The sequence below is a fragment of the Sagittula salina genome (assembly GCF_017813235.1).
GTDB lineage: Bacteria > Pseudomonadota > Alphaproteobacteria > Rhodobacterales > Rhodobacteraceae > Sagittula > Sagittula salina.
The window spans coordinates 1-17226 of record NZ_JAGISH010000003.1 but is presented as its reverse complement, the minus strand read 5'-3'; the positions used below and the strand labels follow the sequence as shown (position 1 = coordinate 17226).

At 65.3% G+C, this 17226-nt stretch carries 17 protein-coding genes and 1 pseudogene; 9 read left to right on the top strand and 9 right to left on the bottom strand.

Features of this window, described 5'->3' with window-relative positions:
* Positions 1 to 28: 28 nt before the first annotated feature.
* Positions 29 to 859, bottom strand: coding sequence for an alpha/beta hydrolase (locus J5474_RS06365; RefSeq protein ID WP_209359980.1), 831 nt, complete (start codon positions 857 to 859; stop codon positions 29 to 31).
* Between the two features lie 192 nt (positions 860 to 1051).
* Here J5474_RS06365 and J5474_RS06360 point away from each other — a divergent pair, with 192 nt between their 5' ends.
* The 7 genes from J5474_RS06360 to J5474_RS06330 all read left to right on the top strand — a co-directional run bounded on the left by J5474_RS06360 (position 1052) and on the right by J5474_RS06330 (position 9006).
* A complete protein-coding gene (locus tag J5474_RS06360) occupies positions 1052 to 1546 on the top strand; it encodes a MarR family winged helix-turn-helix transcriptional regulator (RefSeq protein ID WP_425342863.1) in 495 nt (164 codons plus the stop codon).
* Complete coding sequence (locus tag J5474_RS06355) at positions 1543 to 2343, top strand: enoyl-CoA hydratase family protein (protein WP_209359979.1); 801 nt, start codon at positions 1543 to 1545, stop codon at positions 2341 to 2343. The genes J5474_RS06360 and J5474_RS06355 overlap by 4 nt, the downstream gene beginning before the upstream one ends.
* Complete coding sequence (locus tag J5474_RS06350) at positions 2343 to 3494, top strand: acyl-CoA dehydrogenase family protein (protein WP_209359978.1); 1152 nt, start codon at positions 2343 to 2345, stop codon at positions 3492 to 3494. Before J5474_RS06355 ends, J5474_RS06350 begins: the two co-directional genes overlap by 1 nt.
* Positions 3495 to 3660: 166 nt before the next feature.
* On the top strand, positions 3661 to 5280 hold the full coding sequence (locus J5474_RS06345; RefSeq protein ID WP_209359977.1) for an AMP-binding protein: 1620 nt from the start codon (positions 3661 to 3663) through the stop codon (positions 5278 to 5280).
* A gap of 157 nt (positions 5281 to 5437) precedes the next feature.
* Positions 5438 to 7723, top strand: a complete 2286-nt coding sequence (locus J5474_RS06340; protein ID WP_209359976.1) for a bifunctional salicylyl-CoA 5-hydroxylase/oxidoreductase — start codon at positions 5438 to 5440, stop codon at positions 7721 to 7723.
* Entirely contained in the window at positions 7720 to 8487 is a 768-nt protein-coding gene (locus J5474_RS06335; protein ID WP_209359975.1) for an SDR family NAD(P)-dependent oxidoreductase, read from the top strand. Before J5474_RS06340 ends, J5474_RS06335 begins: the two co-directional genes overlap by 4 nt.
* A 102-nt stretch (positions 8488 to 8589) precedes the next feature.
* The gene (locus tag J5474_RS06330) at positions 8590 to 9006 is read left to right on the top strand and encodes a RidA family protein (protein WP_209359974.1); all 417 of its coding nucleotides are present in this window, start codon (positions 8590 to 8592) and stop codon (positions 9004 to 9006) included.
* 3 nt (positions 9007 to 9009) lie between these two features.
* On the opposite strand, the gene J5474_RS06325 is transcribed toward J5474_RS06330, so the two are convergent.
* From J5474_RS06325 to J5474_RS06295, 7 genes are all read right to left on the bottom strand, one after another.
* Positions 9010 to 10077: an ABC transporter ATP-binding protein gene (locus tag J5474_RS06325; protein ID WP_209359973.1), complete on the bottom strand. Its 1068-nt coding sequence runs from the start codon at positions 10075 to 10077 to the stop codon at positions 9010 to 9012.
* 3 nt (positions 10078 to 10080) lie between these two features.
* Complete coding sequence (locus J5474_RS06320; protein WP_209359972.1) at positions 10081 to 10899, bottom strand: carbohydrate ABC transporter permease; 819 nt, start codon at positions 10897 to 10899, stop codon at positions 10081 to 10083.
* Positions 10900 to 10914: 15 nt separating this feature from the next.
* Positions 10915 to 11856 carry a carbohydrate ABC transporter permease gene (locus J5474_RS06315; RefSeq protein WP_209359971.1) on the bottom strand — a complete coding sequence of 314 codons (942 nt, stop codon included), beginning with the start codon at positions 11854 to 11856 and terminating at the stop codon, positions 10915 to 10917.
* A 75-nt stretch (positions 11857 to 11931) separates the two neighbouring features.
* Complete coding sequence (locus J5474_RS06310) at positions 11932 to 13179, bottom strand: ABC transporter substrate-binding protein (protein ID WP_209359970.1); 1248 nt, start codon at positions 13177 to 13179, stop codon at positions 11932 to 11934.
* A gap of 66 nt (positions 13180 to 13245) precedes the next feature.
* Entirely contained in the window at positions 13246 to 14427 is a 1182-nt protein-coding gene (locus tag J5474_RS06305; RefSeq protein WP_245216296.1) for a PLP-dependent transferase, read from the bottom strand.
* Complete coding sequence (locus J5474_RS06300) at positions 14424 to 15146, bottom strand: FadR/GntR family transcriptional regulator (RefSeq protein ID WP_209359969.1); 723 nt, start codon at positions 15144 to 15146, stop codon at positions 14424 to 14426. The genes J5474_RS06305 and J5474_RS06300 overlap by 4 nt, the downstream gene beginning before the upstream one ends.
* Positions 15147 to 15446: 300 nt before the next feature.
* The gene (locus tag J5474_RS06295; RefSeq protein WP_209359968.1) at positions 15447 to 15872 is read right to left on the bottom strand and encodes a DUF2267 domain-containing protein; all 426 of its coding nucleotides are present in this window, start codon (positions 15870 to 15872) and stop codon (positions 15447 to 15449) included.
* A 136-nt stretch (positions 15873 to 16008) separates the two neighbouring features.
* Here J5474_RS06295 and J5474_RS06290 point away from each other — a divergent pair, with 136 nt between their 5' ends.
* Positions 16009 to 16428 (top strand): CBS domain-containing protein, encoded by a 420-nt coding sequence (locus J5474_RS06290; RefSeq protein ID WP_209359967.1) that lies wholly within the window; start codon positions 16009 to 16011, stop codon positions 16426 to 16428.
* Between the two features lie 11 nt (positions 16429 to 16439).
* Entirely contained in the window at positions 16440 to 16883 is a 444-nt protein-coding gene (locus tag J5474_RS06285) for a host attachment protein (protein WP_209359966.1), read from the top strand.
* An 88-nt stretch (positions 16884 to 16971) separates the two neighbouring features.
* Here J5474_RS06285 and J5474_RS23235 read toward each other — a convergent pair.
* Positions 16972 to 17070: pseudogene (locus J5474_RS23235) on the bottom strand (IS5/IS1182 family transposase); the annotation flags it as partial.
* Positions 17071 to 17226: the final 156 nt, after the last annotated feature.

Sequence of the window (17226 nt, the reverse complement as noted above, 5' to 3'; positions counted from 1 at the left end):
CGCGTTGCACATGCAAGCTATTTTCTGGTCACGCCGGTTCGGGTGTGGCGAGCAGGCTGCGCAGCATCGGCCCGTCGGGCTCCGCCAGCGTATCGATGACGTTGAAATGGTGGCGGTCGGGGGCAATGACGGACCCGGTCAGACAGCCGAGCCCGTGCCAGATATTCGCCAGCAGCGCCGACTGGCGCAGAAACTCCTGCCGCTCGCCGCCTCCGACCCATGTGGTCAGCCGCACGCCCGGCAGGGGGCGCTTCAGTGCGGGGCTGTTTGCCTCGGCGCTTTCCATGTCCAGCCGCAGGGCGTCGTTTCGGGCGGTACGCAGCAGTGGGCGCAAGTCGTGCAGGCCCGAGATCGACAGCACATGAGCGAGCCGCGCGCGGACATCGCCGGGCAGGGGCGTATCCTCACACATCATCGCGGTAACGAGGTGGCCGCCCGCCGAATGGCCGCTGAGTACGACAGGACCGGCGATTTCGCGCGCGGCTTGGGCTATGGCGGCGCCGGTCTGTGCGGTGATTTCGGCGATCGACACATCGGGGCAGAGGTCGTAGGACGGCATGGCCACGGCCCACCCGAGGGCCAGCGGCCCCGCCGCGAGATGCGACCAGTAGGACTTGTCGAGCGCGACCCAATATCCGCCGTGCACGAAGACAAAGAGACCGCGTGGCGTGCCTTCGGGGAGGAACAGGTCGTAACGGTGCCGTGCGCCCTCGCCATAGGGAATGTCGAACCGGGCGCGGGCGGTTTCCCGGAAGGCGGCAGAGGGCGCGATCCACGCATCTGGGTAGCCGGTGCCGCCGGGGATGTTGCGCCCGTTCTCGTAGGCGTCGTCCCAGTCGGTCACGGCGAAGGCCACCATCGAATGCTCCCTGTTCATCCTGATTTGCGAGGTCTGCAATCCGGGTGCGCCGGGGGTGACAGGCCACGTTTCCCAGCCCACGTTACGGGGGCTGAAATATATTTCAAGCTAAAACCTTTTTTGCTTGAAATAATTTTGGACGCTGCCTAGCCTTTCACCAACACCCCCCCCCACACCCTTGAGGAGACGCAGGTGGCATCGCAAAGCCCGGACCCGGATCAGACCCCGCGCGCCGCGCCGACCGCCGCCTCCAAGGAGCGGCTGCGGATGTGGCTCAGGATGCTGAAGACCACCCGCCATGTGGAATCGCAGCTGCGCGAGCGGCTGCGGGTGGCGTACGGCTCCACCCTGCCACGCTTCGACGTGATGGCGGCGCTGGCGCGCTACGTCGACGGCCTGCGGATGAGCGAGCTTTCCGGCGTGCTGCGGGTGTCGAACGGCAATGTCACGGGTATCGTCGACCGGCTGGCCGAGGAGGGTCTTGTCGTTCGGGTGCAGGTGCCCGGCGACCGGCGGGCTTCTCTGGTGCGGCTGACGCAGAAGGGGAGGGAGGTCTTTGCCGCGCAGGCGGAGGCGCATGAGGCGTGGATTGACGAATTGCTCGCCGATTTCACCCCTGAGGAGGCGCGGATGTTCTCGGATCATTTCGATGCGATCAGCCGCAACCACGAGGAGGAGGGCCGATGAGGGCCGAGACAACACATTTCCAGTGCAGCATAGAGGCGGGTATTGCCACGCTGCGGCTGGACCGCCCCGAGCGCAAGAACCCGCTGACCTTCGACAGCTACGCCGAGCTGCGCGACTGGTTTCGTGACCTGCATTACGACGATACGGTCAAGGCGGTGGTTTTTGCCTCGAACGGTGGCAACTTTTCCTCCGGCGGCGATGTGCACGATATCATCGGTCCGCTCACGCGTATGAGCATGAAGGAAATGCTGGCCTTCACCCGCATGACCGGCGATCTGGTGAAGGCGATGCTGAACTGCGGCAAGCCGATCCTGACGGCCGCCGATGGCGTCTGCGTCGGCGCGGGGGCGATCATCGCCATGGCCTCTGACTTGCGCCTCGCCACGCCGGAGGCGAAATGCGCCTTCCTCTTTACCCGCGTGGGGCTGGCGGGTTGCGACATGGGTGCCTGCGCCATGCTGCCCCGGATCATCGGGCAGGGGCGCGCGAACGAACTGCTCTACACCGGCCGCGCCATGACGGCGGAGGAGGGCGAGCGCTGGGGCTTCTGGAACCGGCTCGTGCCCGCAGACCGGCTGGAAGCCGAAGCGGTGGATTGGGCAAAGCGCATCGCGGCGGGGCCGAACTTTGCCCACATGATGACCAAGACGATGTTGCAGCAGGAATGGAGCATGTCGCTGGGTCAGGCCATCGAGGCAGAGGCGCAGGCGCAGGCGATCTGCATGCAGACCGAAGATTTCAAGCGCGCCTACGACGCCTTCGTGGCAAAGGAAAAACCCGTGTTCGAGGGCAACTGATGGCTGATCGCAGCTTTCTCGACTGGCCGTTCCTGACGCCGGACCACAAGGCGCATGCCTTGGCGCTGGATGACTGGGCCGGTGGGCTTGGCACCATCGACCACCACGACACCGACGCCGCCTGCCGCGCGCTGGTCGCGAAACTGGGCGCGGACGGCTGGCTGATGCCCTCCGCCATCGACCCTCGGGCGCCTGCTCCGCTTGACGTGCGCACCCTGTGCCTGACACGCGAAACCCTGGCGCGGCACGACGGTCTGGCAGACTTTGCATTCGCCATGCAGGGGCTGGGCACCGGCGCGCTCTCGCTGTTCGGGACCCCCGCGCAGCAAGCGGAATGGTTGCCGCTGACCCGGACGGGCAGGGCGATCTCCGCCTTTGCACTGACCGAACCGCAGTCGGGATCGGACGTGGCGAACTCCACCATGACCGCCCGCGACGACGGCGATGCATGGGTACTGGATGGCGAGAAGACATGGATTTCCAACGGCGGCATCGCTGACGTTTATACGCTGTTCGCCCGCACCGGAGAGGAACCGGGGGCGAGAGGGCTGTCGGCCTTTGTGGTGCCCGCCGACACGCCGGGGCTGGAGGTGGCCGAGCGGCTGGAGGTGATTGCGCCGCACCCGCTGGCGCGGCTGCGCTTCGGCGGCGTGCGGCTGCCGAAGTCCGCGCTGATCGGTGCGCCGGGGCAGGGGTTCCGCATCGCCATGTCGGTGCTTGACGTTTTCCGCACCACGGTGGCCGCCGCCGCCCTGGGCTTTGCCCGCCGCGCGCTGGACGAAGCGATCGCCCGCGTGACCACCCGACAGGTACAGGGGGCCCCGCTGGCGGACCTGCAGTTGGTGCAGGGCCAGATCGCGGAGATGGCCTTGCGCGTCGATGCGGCCGCGTTGCTGGTCTACCGCGCCGCCTGGGCCAAGGACAGCGGCGCGCCGCGCGTCACCCGCGAGGCGGCTATGGCAAAGCTGTTTGCCACCGACGAGGCGCAGAAGGTGATCGACGCGGCGGTGCAGCTTCATGGCGGCGATGGCGTCCGCGTTGGCGAGACGGTGGAACGGCTCTATCGCGAAATCCGCGCCCTGCGCATCTACGAGGGCGCGTCGGACGTGCAGAAAGTCATAATCGCCCGCCAGACGCTGGCGTCGGCGTGACAGCTGGCCCGGCCCCGAGGCGAGGGGCATCGGAGCGGGCGACAGGACGACCATGAAAGACGACCCCGGCGAACGGGGCGGCCAAACCAGCAACAGGAGTGACGCGATGACGGATCTCGAGACAGCCAGCAAGCCGACCCCCACCGCGGCCACGGGAAGGCCGGCCATGATCGCCCTGGGCCCAACTGCCCATGTCGATACCTTCACCAGGGACAACCTGCCCCCGGCAGAGCGATGGCCGGACCTGCTGATGGACGGTTTCGACTATCCCGAGCACCTGAACGCCGCGGTCGAACTGACCGATGCGATGGTTGAAAAGGGCCATGGCGACCGGATCGCGCTGATCGGCAACGGTCGGCGGCGCACTTACAAGGAGCTGGCCGACTGGACCAGCCGCCTTGCCCACGCGATGGTCGAGGATCTGGGCGTGCAGCCCGGCAACCGCGTGCTGATCCGCTCCGCCAACAACCCGGCCATGGTCGCCGTCTGGCTGGCCGCGACAAAGGCCGGGGCGGTGGTGGTCAATACCATGCCGCTGCTGCGCGCCGGGGAGTTGACGGCCATCGTGGACAAAGCGCGAATCCGGTTCGCCTTTTGCGATACGCGGCTGATGGAGGAGATGGTCGCCTGCGCCAAGAATTCCGGGCATCTCGAAACGGTGGTGGGCTTCGACGGCACTTCCAACCACGACGCGGAACTGGACCGGCTGGCGCTGGAAAAGCCGGTTCATTTCGATGCGGTGCGGACAGGCCGTGATGACGTGGCGCTGCTGGGCTTCACCTCCGGCACGACCGGATCGCCCAAGGCGACGATGCATTTTCACCGCGACATCCTCGCCATCGCGGACGGCTACGCGCAGGACGTGTTGGGGGTCGTGCCGGAAGATGTCTTTGTCGGCTCGCCGCCCTTGGCCTTTACTTTCGGGCTGGGCGGGCTCGCGGTCTTCCCGCTACGCTTCGGCGCGGCGGCGGCACTTCTGGAGAATGCCAGCCCGCCGAACCTGATCGAGATCATCCAGAAATACAGGGCCACGGTCTGCTTTACCGCGCCGACGGCGTATCGCGCCATGCTCCGCGCCATGGATGAGGGCGCGGACCTGACGTCGCTTCGCGCCGCGGTGTCGGCAGGTGAAACCCTGCCCGCGCCAGTTTATGACGACTGGATCGCCAAGACCGGGAAACCCATGCTGGACGGCATCGGCGCGACCGAGATGCTGCATATCTTTGTCACCAACCGGTTTGACGACCACCGACCTGCCTGCACCGGTCGCCCGGTGAAAGGCTATGAGGCGAAGGTGATCGACGAGGACGGCAATACAGTGCCGCCCGGAACGGTGGGGCGGCTGGCTGTGCGCGGTCCGACCGGCTGCCGCTACCTCGCCGATGACCGGCAGCGGAATTACGTTCTGGACGGCTGGAACATAACCGGCGACGCTTTTGTGATGGACGAAGACGGCTATCTGCATTTCGCAGCGCGCACCGACGACATGATCGTGTCGTCCGGCTACAACATCGCCGGGCCGGAGGTGGAGGCGGCTTTGCTCTCGCACCCTGCCGTTGCGGAATGCGCGGTGATCGGCCGCCCCGACGAGGAGCGCGGCAGCATCGTCGAGGCGCATGTTGTCCTGGCGGAGGGTCACGCACCGGACGAGGCGCTGGTGCGGACCCTGCAAGAGCATGTGAAGGCGGTGATCGCGCCTTACAAGTATCCCCGATCGGTTCGGTTCACCAAGGCCCTGCCCAAGACCGAATCCGGCAAGATCCAACGGTTTCGCCTGCGCGCTTGAGGGGCATCCTTTCGGGCGCAATCCCGGCCTGCGCGCTTTGGGGGGAGCCTTGGAGCCGGCATGCCATTCGGCCGTGAAATCTTATGTTTAAATATTTTATACTTGAAATATGGTCTCCACAGGGTAGCTTGGCCTCAACCAACAGGGAAACCCGGTCATGAAAATCGCTGTTCTCGGCGGGGGACCTTCCGGTCTCTACTTCGCCATCTCGATGAAGCTGCGCGACGCATCGCACGACATCACGGTTTATGAACGCAACCGTGCCGACGACACCTTTGGCTGGGGCGTGGTGCTGTCGGATGAAACCATGTCGAACTTCGACCAGAACGATCCCGTCAGCGAACGCATGATCCGCGAGCAGTTCGCCTATTGGGACGACGTGAAGGTCGTGCGCGGCAATGAAGAGATGACTTCTTCGGGGCACGGCTTTTGCGGCATCGGGCGGCGGCAGATGCTGCTGCTGTTGCAGGAACGCGCCGGTAATTTGGGCGTGACGATCGAATTCGAGACCGAAGTGACGCCGGAACGGATCGAGCAACTGCGCCGCGACAATGACCTGCTGGTGGCCTCCGACGGTCTGAACTCCAAGACGCGCAGCCTTTATGCGGACCGTTTCCAACCGGAAATTGACATGCGCACGAACCACTTCGTCTGGCTCGGCACGCATCAGAAGTTCGACGACGCTTTCACCTTTATCTTCGAGAAGACAGAGCACGGCTGGATCTGGGCGCATGCCTACCAGTTCGATGACACCACGGCGACCTTCATCGTGGAATGCGGGCCGGAAGTTTACGAGGCCTTCGGCTTTGGCCGCCTCACGCAGGCGGAGGGGATCGCGCTTTGCGAAAAGATCTTTGCCCGGCACCTCGGCGGGCACCCCCTGATGAGCAATGCCAACCATCTGCGCGGCTCGGCCTGGATCCGCTTCCCGCGCGTGACCTGCGAAAGCTGGCATTTCGATAACGTGGTGCTCCTGGGCGATGCCTCCGCTACGGCGCATTTCTCCATCGGGTCGGGGTCGAAGCTGGGCATGGAAAGCGCCATCGCGCTGGCCGACGAACTGTCGTCGGGCAAGCCGCTGGAGGAGGCTCTCGCCGCCTATCAGGAGGAGCGGCAACTGCAGGTGCTGCGGGTGACATCGGCTGCGCGCAACTCAACCCAGTGGTTCGAGGAAATCGAGCGCTATCTCGACCTCGACATGATGCAGTTCAACTACGCGCTGCTGACGCGATCGCAACGGATCAGCCACGAAAACCTGCGCCTGCGCGATCCCGAATGGCTGGCCACGGCGGAAAGCTGGTTCCAGAAGCGTGCAGGAAGCAATTCCCGCCGCAGCCCGATGTTCGCGCCCTTCCGACTGCGCGGCATGGAACTGGTTAACCGCGTCGTCGTCTCGCCCATGGCGCAGTACAAGGCGACGGGCGGAATGCCCAACGACTGGCATTTCGTGCATTACGCCGAACGCGCGAAGGGCGGAGCGGGTCTGGTGTTCACGGAAATGCTCTGCGTCGGTCTGGAGGGGCGGATCACTCCGGGCTGTCCCTGCATCGGACCCGAGCAGGTGGCGGGGTGGTCCCGCCTGACCGAATTCGTACATGCGGAGACCCCCGCGAAAATCTGCGCCCAGATCGGCCATGCCGGTCGCAAGGGGTCTACCCGGCTGGCGTGGGAGGGCATTGACAGGCCTCTGCCCGAGGGGGAGAACTGGCCGCTGCTCTCCGCCTCCGCCATCCCGCTGATGGAAGGCAACGTGGTGCCGAAGGCGATGGACCGCGCCGACATGGATCGCGTGAAAGCGCAATTCGTGGCGGCGGTCGAGGCAGCGGCGGCTGCCGGTTTCGACATGATCGAGATGCACGCGGCGCACGGCTACCTGCTGGCCTCCTTCATTTCGCCGGTGACCAACCGGCGCGAGGACGACTACGGCGGCAGCCTCGGGAATCGGATGCGGTTCCCGCTGGAGGTCTTTGCCGCCATGCGCGCGGCATGGCCGGAGGATCGCCCGATGACGGTGCGCATCTCGGCGCATGACTGGATGGGCGAGGACGGCGTGACCCCGGACGAGGCGGTAAAGATCGGCGCGATGTTCAAGCAGGCGGGCGCGGATGCGATCAATGTCTCTTCGGGTCAGACGGACAAGGCGGAACAGCCGGTCTATGGCCGCATGTTCCAGGTACCCTTCGCCGACCGGGTGCGCAATGAAATCGACCTGCCGACGCTGGTGGCGGGCAACATCTACGAACCCGATCACGTGAATTCCATCCTCATGGCGGGGCGGGCGGACTTGGTGCTGCTGGCCCGCCCGCATCTGGCCGATCCCTACTGGACGTTGCACGCGGCGGTGGAACTGGGCGACACCGATCAGGTGTGGCCGGCACCCTACGAAGGCGGCAGACGGCAGGCGATCACGCTGGCGGACCGTGCACGGGCCATGGCGCAATGACGGTTGATGGGGTGGACGCAATGATGCTGGCGGGGAAATCCGCCGTGGTGACGGGCGGTGGTTCCGGCGTCGGCGCCGCCATCGCCCTGCGACTGGCCGAGGCCGGTGCGGAGGTGACGATCTGCGGCCGCCGCGAGGGTCCGCTGGAGGCCATGACGGCGCGCCACAACCGGCTGCGCGCGGTGGTTTGCGACATCACGGATGAGGCCGGCGTGGCCGCCCTGATGACCGGCGCGCGACCCGATATCGTCGTCGCCAATGCCGGCGCGTCGGAAAGCGCGGCTTTCACCCGTACCGAACTCGATGCGTTCCAACGAATGCTGGACGTGAACCTGACGGGTACCTTCCTGACCCTGCGCGAAGGCGCCCGGGCCATGCAGGACAAGCGCTGGGGGCGGCTTATCGCCGTGGCCTCTACCGCCGGGCTGAAGGGTTACGCCTACGTAGCACCCTATGCGGCGGCAAAGCATGGCGTCGTGGGCATGGTGAAATCCGTGGCGCTGGAATTCGCGCGGAAGGGGATCACGGCCAACGCGCTCTGCCCCGGCTTCCTCGATACGGAGATGACCGCGCGCTCCATCGCGACCATCGTCGAAAAGACCGGCCGAAGCGCCGACGAGGCCCGTGCCACGCTGGAAGCGACCAACCCGATGTTGCGGCTGGTGCCGCCCGGCGACGTGGCGGAGGCCGCGATCTGGCTCTGCGGGCCGGGATCGGACATGGTGACGGGTCAGGCGATTTCCATCTCCGGGGGAGAAACATGAACCCCGAACGTGTCCGCGATACGCCGTGACAATACCGGTGCCAGACCCTATCGCCGCCCCTGAACTCACTACCTCTGCCGCAAGAACCGGGAAAACCCACGCATGACCCTGTCCAGCCCCCACACCTTCCTCCAGCCCGAAGACTGGGTGCCCGCCAAGGGCTATGCCAACGGTGTTCTGGCAGAGGGCCGGACCGTCTATACCGGCGGGCTCGTCGGTTGGAACGCGCGGCAGGAATGGGAGCATTCCGACATGGCGGGGCAGTTTCGCCAGACCTTGCAGAACATCGTTGCCGTGCTGGCGGAGGCAGATGCCCGGCCCGAACATATCGTGCGGCTGACGTGGTACATCACTGATAAACGCGAATATCTCGACAACCTGAAGGCTTTTGGTGCGGCCTACCGCGAGATCATCGGGCGCCACTACCCCGCCATGGCCGTCATGCAAGTCGTTGCCCTGATGGAGGATGCCGCCAAGATCGAGATCGAGGCGACGGCCGTCATTCCCACCGAAGGCTGATCCCTATTGCTGCGGGTGCGGCGCTGGCGCCACCCGCTGTTCACTTTCATCAAAGAGGTGCAGCGCGCCTGCCGGTAGCCCGACCTGCACCTGATCGCCGGGGGTCAGCCAGCGGCGGTCGGTTGTCAGCACGCGGAACACGGCACCCGCCAGCCGAAGGTGCAGGATGATGCCGTGGCCGGTGGGTTCGACCAGTTCGACCTCAGCCGCCAGCCCCTCTCCCAGAGTGACATGTTCCGGCCGGATGCCCAACGTGGCACCGCCCAGCGTCTCGGGCATCCCTTCCGGCAGTGGCAGGCGGGTGCCGTCGCGCATGACAAAGGTTCCGAGTTCCACCGCGCCTTCGACAAAGTTCATCCCCGGCGAGCCGATGAAGCCGGCGACGAAGAGGTTCGCGGGCCGGTCGTACAGTTCCAGCGGCGTGCCGACCTGCTGGATGTGGCCGCCGTGCATGGCAACGATGCGGTCGGCGAGCGTCATCGCCTCCACCTGATCGTGGGTCACGTAGATGGATGTCGCGCCGAGCGCGCGGTGCAGTTTGCGGATTTCCGCCCGCATCTGTTCACGCAAACGGGCATCGAGGTTTGACAGCGGTTCGTCGAACAGAAAGGCCTTTGGCTGGCGGACGATGGCGCGGCCCATGGCGACACGCTGACGTTGACCGCCGGACAGTGCCTTGGGCTTGCGCTCGAGCAGTGCACCGAGCCCGAGCTTGGCGGAGGCGTCGCGTACCTTGTCCGCGATCGTCGGCTTGTCCGCTTTTCGCAGGCGGAGCGAATAGCTCATGTTGTCGGCCACGTTCATGTGCGGATACAGCGCGTAGCTCTGGAAAACCATGGCGATGTCGCGCGCCTTGGGCGGCAGGTCGTTGACCACGCGGTCTTCGATGCGGATCTCGCCCGCGCTGATTTCCTCCAGCCCGGCGATCATGCGCAGCAACGTGGACTTGCCGCAGCCCGACGGACCGACGAGCACGATGAACTCTCCGTCCCCGATCGACAGGTTGATGTCTTCCAGAACGCAGAGCGTGCCGTAGGTCTTGCGGGCGGAGCGGATCTCCATCGTGGCCATGGTTTATCCTTTCACGGCGCCGGCGGTCATGCCCTGCACCAGGTAGCGTTGAATCATCAGGAAGAAGAGGCAGGCCGGGATCAGAGCCAGCACGCCCGCCGCCATCATCTGCCCGTAGTCGACCGAGAATTTCGACACGAAGGACAGCAGGCCCACCGGGAAAGTGGCCTTGTCATTGCCGGAAATCAGCATCAGCGCAAAGATCATCTCTGACCAGGCGGCGGTAAAGACGAAGCCCAGCGTGGCGGCGATGCCCGGCAGACCCAGCGGCAGGATGATCTGCCGGAAGGCGGTGAAACGGTCGGCGCCATCGATCATCGCGGCCTCTTCGAGGTCGGGCGGGATCCCGTCGAAAAAGCCCTGCATCAGAAAGGAGGCAAACGGGACGTTGAATGCGGTGTAGACCACGATCAGGCCGGCCAGGCTGTTGGTCAGTCCCAGCGGCGCGAGGATCTTGAAGATCGGCGCCACCAGCATGACAAGCGGAAACATCTGCGTCACAAGCAACAGACCCGCCAGCCAGAGTTTCCCCCGGAACCGAAAACGTGACAGCGCGTAGCCCATCAACGCGGCCAGAATGGTGGTACAGACCGCGGTGGTGCCCGAGACGATCAGGCTGTTGCCGAAGAAGCGCGGGAATTCACTGTTCGCCAGAACAAAGGAGAAATGGTCCAGCGTCACGCGTGAGGGCCAGAGCCGCACGCCCTCCGAATAAAGCAGGTCGTTGGGCGTGACGGAGACCTTCAGCAGCCAGAAAAGCGGAAACAGCGAGAAGGCGATGAAGCACAGGATCGCGACGCGGTGGGCAATGGTTTTCAGCATCTCACGTGTCCCCGTTCACTTGTCTCTGTCCGAAAGGCGCTGCCGCAGCACGAGGATGACCATGGAATAAGCCAGAAGCAGCGCCAGAAGAACAAGCGCGACGGCGGAGGCGTAACCGAAGTCGAGCCGCTTGAAGGCCTGGGTGAAGATGTAGCTCGCCACGGTCTGTGTTCTGTCGGCGGGGCCGCCGTTGGTCATGACGATGATGAGATCGGCGAAATTCGCCACCCAGACAGTGCGCAAAAGCACGGTGATGGCGATCACCGGGGCGAGGAACGGCAAGGTAATCGAGCGGAACTGCTGCCAGGGCGATGCGCCGTCGATTGAGGCGGCCTCGTACAGGTCTTTCGGGATCGACTGCAGCGCGGCCAGCAGCGTGATGGCGAAGAAGGGGATGCCCCACCAGACGGCGGCGATGATCGGGCCCCACATGGCGATCGAAGGGTCAGCGAGGATGTTCGAGGGTTCATCCATCAGCCCGAGTGCTGTCATCCAGTGCGGCAGCGGGCCGATCACCGGGTTGAAGAGCCAGGCCCAGTTGAGACCGGCGAGGAAGGTCGGTACCGCCCAGGGCAGGAACACGAGCGCCTGCGCCAGTCCGCGCCCGGCGAAGGGCACGTTCAGCAGGAGCGCGAGGATCAAGCCGAAGCCCAGCTGCAGAAAGACGCTCGCCCCGGTCCACCAGAGGGTGTTGCGCAGCGCCCGGAAAAAGGCATCGTCCTGCCCCAGCGCGCGAAAGTGGTCGAGCCCCACGAACCCGCCGGAGAAGGGATTGAGCAACTGGATATCGCGAAAGGCGTATGACACGCCCAGCACCAGCGGCACGAACATCACCGCGACGATGATCACCAGCACCGGAGCGCAATAGAGCCAGGGCTCGATGACGCTGGCCACGCGCTGCCTGAGGGGGCGGCGGTAGCGGTCGGGCGCGACGTGGTGCAGGACGGAGTCGGACATTTCGGTTCTCGGGGGCCTCTCGGATCGGGAGGGGGGCGGACATTGCGTGCCCGCCCCGGTTCGTTTCGTGAGCGGTTATTGGGAGAGGAACTTCTGCTGCGCCTTGGTCAGGTAGGCGGCCCATTCGGCGGCCAGCTCCTGAGGCGTGATTTCACCCAGCAACGCGCGCTGACCGGAGGCGATGGCCATGGAGTCCTTGAAGAAAGCGAATTCCTCCAGGTAGGTCGGCATCACCGTCGGGATCACGTCCGGGTCGGAGAGTTCGTCGAACCAGCCCTTGAAGGCGGGTCCGGCATAGAATTCATCCTTCTCGGCGGACTTCAGCACCGGCAGGGCGCCGATGGTCTTGTTCCAGGCGACGTTGCCCTCGGGCCCCTCCAGCGTGGCGATCAGGTCCCATGCGAGGTCCTTGTGTTCGGACGCGGCCATCATCGACCAGCCTGCATAGCCTATGGTCGGGAACGCCTTGCCGTCGGGGCCCTTCGGCATGGGGATCACGCCGTACTGGTCCTCGGACATACGCTCTGCGATGGCGATCAGCGCGTCGGGGTCCTGATCGAGGAAGGCGCAGGTGCCCGAGTAGAAGCCCGCGACGATTTCATTGAAGCCCCAGTTGACGGAGTCCTTCGGCGCCAGCCCGTCCTTGTAGAGGTTCACGTACCATTCGATGCCGCTGGCCCAGCCCTCGCTGTCCATGGTGGAGGTGCCGTCGGCGTTGAAGAAGGCGTTGTCGCCCGCCATGGTCGCGCCCGCCATCATCCAGCCGTTCAGGCCGCCGGGGCCGCCGCGCATGCAGTAGCCCGACTTGCCCGGCAGTTCCGACACTGCGGCGGCGGCGATGCGGAATTCCTCCAGCGTGGTCGGCGGCTCGACGCCTGCTTCGGCCAGCAGCTCCTTGTTGTAGAACATCGCACGCAGATAAAAACCGTAGGGCAGCATGTAGGCGGTGTCGTCGATGTCGCGGCCCAGCTCCAGCGCGCGGTCGGTCAGATCGGCGGTGTTCTCCCAGTCGGCAAGGTGCGGCTCGAGGCTTTCGAGCAGGCCGTTATTGGCATAGAGCGATAGCCAGGTATCGGGCATCTCCACCACGTCTGGCAGGTCGCCGGCGGACACCATGGTGGCGAACTTCTGGAAGGCCTCGCCCCACGGCAGGGAAATGATCTCCACCTCGGTGCCGGGATGGGTTTCCTCGAACTTGGCCACGATGGATTTGAGCGTTTCGGTCCGGGCGGGGCTGGTGATGACCTCCACGAGGCGCAGCGTCTCCGCCTGAGCGGTTCCCGCGAGCATGGCCAGCGCGCTGGCGGCAAGCATTCTCTTCATCTGTCTTCTCCCTGTTTTTGGTCGGTTATTTGTTTTTCGGTCGAGCCGGGCCGCGCACGGCCCGGCTCAGCGGCGGGCTGCGTCGATGGCAGCGGTTAGATCGGCCCAGAGCGCCTCGGTGCCTTCCAGCCCGACGTGAAGCCGGACGGAACGCGGCGAGATGCCGAAGGCATGGGCGGAGTTCGGACGCGCCTTCTGCTGCAGCACGACCTCTCCGGGAACGACGAGGCTTTCGTGCCCACCCCAGCTCACGCCGAGCTTGAAAAGCCGTAGCGCGTCGCAAAACGCGCGCGGATCGACGCCATCCCGGAAGACGATGGAGAAAAGCCCCGTGGTGCCGCGCAGCCCCGGCGGAAGGGGGGCAAGGCCGGGATGCATGACCTCTCCCACGGTGTCGTGCACGGACAGACGGCGGGCGATCTCAAGCGCGCTTTTCTGATGGGCCTCGACGCGCAGAGGCAGGGTGCGCAGCCCACGCAGCAGAAGCCATGCGTCCATCGGCGCGATGCGACCGCCGAGGTAGGGGTAGATCTCGGCCCGCAGCAGATCGATCCGGGCGCGCGGGCCCGCGACTACTCCGGCGACCACGTCGCTGTGCCCGCCGATGTATTTCGACGCGGAATGCAGCACGAGGTCGACCCCCAGCGTCAGCGGGTTCTGGAACACCGGCGAGGCCCAGCTGTTGTCGATCACGCTGACCGCGCCGTGCTCCCGCGCCAGCCGCGCCAACTCGCCCACGTCGTGCGCCTGCATCACCCAGCTTGTCGGGCTTTCCAGGTACAGCAGCTTTGCCCCCGGCAGCGCCTGCGCCATGGCGTCGAGGTCGCGGCCATCGACATAATCGACCTGCACGCCCATGCGCGGCAGGTAGGTGCCGAACAGTCGAAACGCATCCGGGTAGACGTGCCGCACCGCCACGATGCGGTCGCCGGGGCCTACGTGCGCGAGGACCGCCGCCGAAATGGCCGCCATCCCGGACCCGAAGGCCAGCGCATCCTCGGCCCCTTCGAGCGCGGCGAGTTTCTCTTCGAAGGCGCGCACCGTCGGGTTCAGCCCGCGGGAATAGATCGGGCGTGTGATCTCTCCGCGATAGGCGGCCAGCATCTCGTCGTAACTGCCGAAGGTGAAAAGCGAGGTTTGCACGATCGGCGGCACCACCGCGCCCAGCAGGCTTTCGGCGTCGTGGGCAGCGATCAGCCGGGCTGCCTCCACGGGGTCGAGCGGGTGACTGTCCGTCATTCGCGTCATGGGCGCATGTTCCTGATGTCTTCCTCGACCACGTCGAGGATCTTGCGCGTCTCCGCTGCCGCCGCTTCGGCATCGCCGTCGCGGATCGCGTTGAAGAGGGTGCGGTGGAAGGGAAAGGACCGCGCGGCGAAATCCGGGCGGTCGAAGGGTTGCTCCCAGAAGCGTTCGACGATGTCGCGCATCTGTTCGAGAAGCTGCCGGAACAGCGGGTTATGCGCCGCGTCGTAGATCGTCATATGATAGGCGAAATCCGCCTTGCCGCTGCCGCCTTCGGTTTTGTGCGCGCTCTCCATCTCGTTCAGGGCCACCTCCATCCGAACGATGTCGTCGGCCGTGCGGCGGCGTGCGGCGGCGATGGAGGCTTCGATCTCGATCCCGCGCCGCACTTCCAGCGTCATCAGGAGCGCCTCCGCCAGCCCGTCGGCGGTGACGGTCAGGGGCATGTAATGCGTACCCGGCGTAACGCGGCGCTTCAGATAGGTTCCCGACCCGATGCGCGCCTCCAGCACCCCGAGCGCGGAGAGCTGGCTGACCGCTTCGCGCAGGGACGAACGTCCGACCTTGAGCGCCGCCGTCAGATCGCGCTCGGGCGGCAGGCGATCACCGGGTTTCAGTCCGCGTTCGTCGATCCACGTCACCAGCGCATCCATGATCTGCCGACTGCGGCTCTGTTGTGGGAGGGCATTGAGGCCGGCGGTGTGGAGGGGTGACTCGGGCATATTGGTATTAGGTCAGACCAATTCTGTTAGCGCAAGCTTTTCTTGGCGGCGCGGGTAGACTGGTTTCGTTCATATGCCTGTCAAATTGGGGGGCACGACACCCACACTTCGGGTGTGCGCGTCACGTTGGGCATCACAGGGCACATACGACCGGCCGGCCCATGTGGTGGGCGTGTAATCGGGATTATGTTGTCCAGGTTTTGGGTGCCTGCAAACGCGTGGCCATTTGCGAGAGCGACCGGAGACGTCCCGCGCCAAGGCAATTCAGCGTCGGGTCGCCCCCTCTGCTGCGCCCCCGGCCTAATCCCAGAGCGCCTGTAAAGGGCCGCGCATGGCGCCAGCCACCTGATCGATCTCGCCCATCGATACCTTGCGCCGAAGCAGGTCGAAGACCGCAGCCACGGCGCGTTCGGGATCCTCCAGCGGTGCCTTGGAAAACGGCGCGGCGACACGAGAAAGGAACGCTTCTTTGCTGCGCGGCTTTTCGGGGGTCTTCGAGGGATTCCACCCGGTGTAGTAGATCCCGCGCAGAATCAGCGGCAGCTGTGCGGCAAGGTCGGCGGCCTCGTCCACGCCAAGGTAGTCGCGCAGCGCGTGCAGCACTTCGGTCAGCAGCAGGTAGGCGCGGCCGCGTTCCTGCCAATCCAGGTCGTCGCATAACAGGTTCAACCATTCGGCCACCACCTGCGGGGCCTCGTCGACAGCGGGATGTCCGGTGGTGCTCATGCTCTTTCTCCTGTGCCATGGGTTCAGCCCACTGTGCCTGTTCTGCGGGGCATCGCAGTGACAGCCGTCAATGCACCGGATTTTCGGGGGCGCAGAATGGGGGCGCAGAATGACGTGCATGACACAGGAGGACAGCATGAAAGTCAGCGAAGCAATGCACGCCCCGGCGGAATGGGTGAAGGCCGACACCCCGGTCTTCGAAGTGGCCGTGCGTATGGCGAAGGACGATATCGGCGCGGTTCCGGTGGGCCATGATGACCGCTTGATCGGCATGATAACCGATCGTGACCTGGCGCTTCGGGTGGTGGCCAAGGGGCTCGACCCGCAGAAGACCACCGCCGAGGAGGTGATGACCCCCGGTGTCGTCTTTTCGCGCACAGAGGCGACGGTGGAGGACGCCGTGCACCTGATGGACCTCAAGAAGATCCGTCGCCTGCCGGTGCTGGACGACAACCGCCGCATGGTGGGAATGCTGTCGCTCGGGGACGTCGCTCACGCGACGGGATTGCAGTTGGCAGGCGAACTGGCCCGCGCTGTCGCCGCCCATCATCGCTGAGGAGCATCAACATGGCACAGACAAAGCCCTGGTACGTCATTCTGAACTCCCACGAGGCGCGAATCTTGCACGATCTTCGTGACGTAACCGACCCGGACCATAGCGAGACTGACCTTGGCGGGCCGAAACGCAGGCTGCGCGATACCATGCAGGACGCGCCGGGGCGCAGCTTTTCCTCCTCCGGGGACGGGCGGCGCTCGGGGATCGAGCCGGGTAGCGACCCGCTTCGCGAGGATTCGCTTTCATTTCTCCGTGAGGTCTTTGCCTATCTGGAAAAGCATCGCCTGGCCGGGGACTTCGATGCGCTGGTGCTGATCGGTCCGGCCGATATGGTAGGGCTCTGGCGGGACGCCCTGCCCACGCCGCTGCGCGCCTGCTTGCAGCGCGAAGTGGTGAAGAACCTCGTGAACCTGCCCCCCGAGAAGCTGATCCCGGCTGTGCGTGAATTGTGCTGATCGCGGCACACCGCAAGCGAAGGGGGCCGTCAGTCGCTGTAGCACAAAGCGGCTTACGGCAGAGGTTCCCCCTGCCCGGACGGGCCAATCCCACAGCTTCCGTGACAGGAATGCCGAGAGCCGTGTAGTTGTTCATGAGGGCGATGCGGACTTGGAGCGTGGCGACCTGTCGGTCGACGTGAGCCGCCCCGGGTTTGCCGGAGGCAGTTTGCTTGGTTTCAGGCGACCATATTCACTCCTTCGATCGTTTCATAGAAGTTGCGTTCGGCCTCGGCTGGCGGGATGTTCCCGACCGGCCCGATAAGGCGGCGGTTGTTGGACCAGTCGACCCATTTCAGTGTTT

Coding starts and splice junctions, on each gene's coding strand:
- J5474_RS06365 (WP_209359980.1), bottom strand. CDS start 859: ATGGTGGCCTTCGCCGTGACCGACTGGGACGACGCCTACGAGAACGGG.
- J5474_RS06355 (WP_209359979.1), top strand. CDS start 1,543: ATGAGGGCCGAGACAACACATTTCCAGTGCAGCATAGAGGCGGGTATT.
- J5474_RS06350 (WP_209359978.1), top strand. CDS start 2,343: ATGGCTGATCGCAGCTTTCTCGACTGGCCGTTCCTGACGCCGGACCAC.
- J5474_RS06345 (WP_209359977.1), top strand. CDS start 3,661: ATGATCGCCCTGGGCCCAACTGCCCATGTCGATACCTTCACCAGGGAC.
- J5474_RS06340 (WP_209359976.1), top strand. CDS start 5,438: ATGAAAATCGCTGTTCTCGGCGGGGGACCTTCCGGTCTCTACTTCGCC.
- J5474_RS06335 (WP_209359975.1), top strand. CDS start 7,720: ATGACGGTTGATGGGGTGGACGCAATGATGCTGGCGGGGAAATCCGCC.
- J5474_RS06330 (WP_209359974.1), top strand. CDS start 8,590: ATGACCCTGTCCAGCCCCCACACCTTCCTCCAGCCCGAAGACTGGGTG.
- J5474_RS06325 (WP_209359973.1), bottom strand. CDS start 10,077: ATGGCCACGATGGAGATCCGCTCCGCCCGCAAGACCTACGGCACGCTC.
- J5474_RS06320 (WP_209359972.1), bottom strand. CDS start 10,899: ATGCTGAAAACCATTGCCCACCGCGTCGCGATCCTGTGCTTCATCGCC.
- J5474_RS06315 (WP_209359971.1), bottom strand. CDS start 11,856: ATGTCCGACTCCGTCCTGCACCACGTCGCGCCCGACCGCTACCGCCGC.
- J5474_RS06310 (WP_209359970.1), bottom strand. CDS start 13,179: ATGAAGAGAATGCTTGCCGCCAGCGCGCTGGCCATGCTCGCGGGAACC.
- J5474_RS06305 (WP_245216296.1), bottom strand. CDS start 14,427: ATGACGCGAATGACGGACAGTCACCCGCTCGACCCCGTGGAGGCAGCC.
- J5474_RS06300 (WP_209359969.1), bottom strand. CDS start 15,146: ATGCCCGAGTCACCCCTCCACACCGCCGGCCTCAATGCCCTCCCACAA.
- J5474_RS06295 (WP_209359968.1), bottom strand. CDS start 15,872: ATGAGCACCACCGGACATCCCGCTGTCGACGAGGCCCCGCAGGTGGTG.
- J5474_RS06290 (WP_209359967.1), top strand. CDS start 16,009: ATGAAAGTCAGCGAAGCAATGCACGCCCCGGCGGAATGGGTGAAGGCC.
- J5474_RS06285 (WP_209359966.1), top strand. CDS start 16,440: ATGGCACAGACAAAGCCCTGGTACGTCATTCTGAACTCCCACGAGGCG.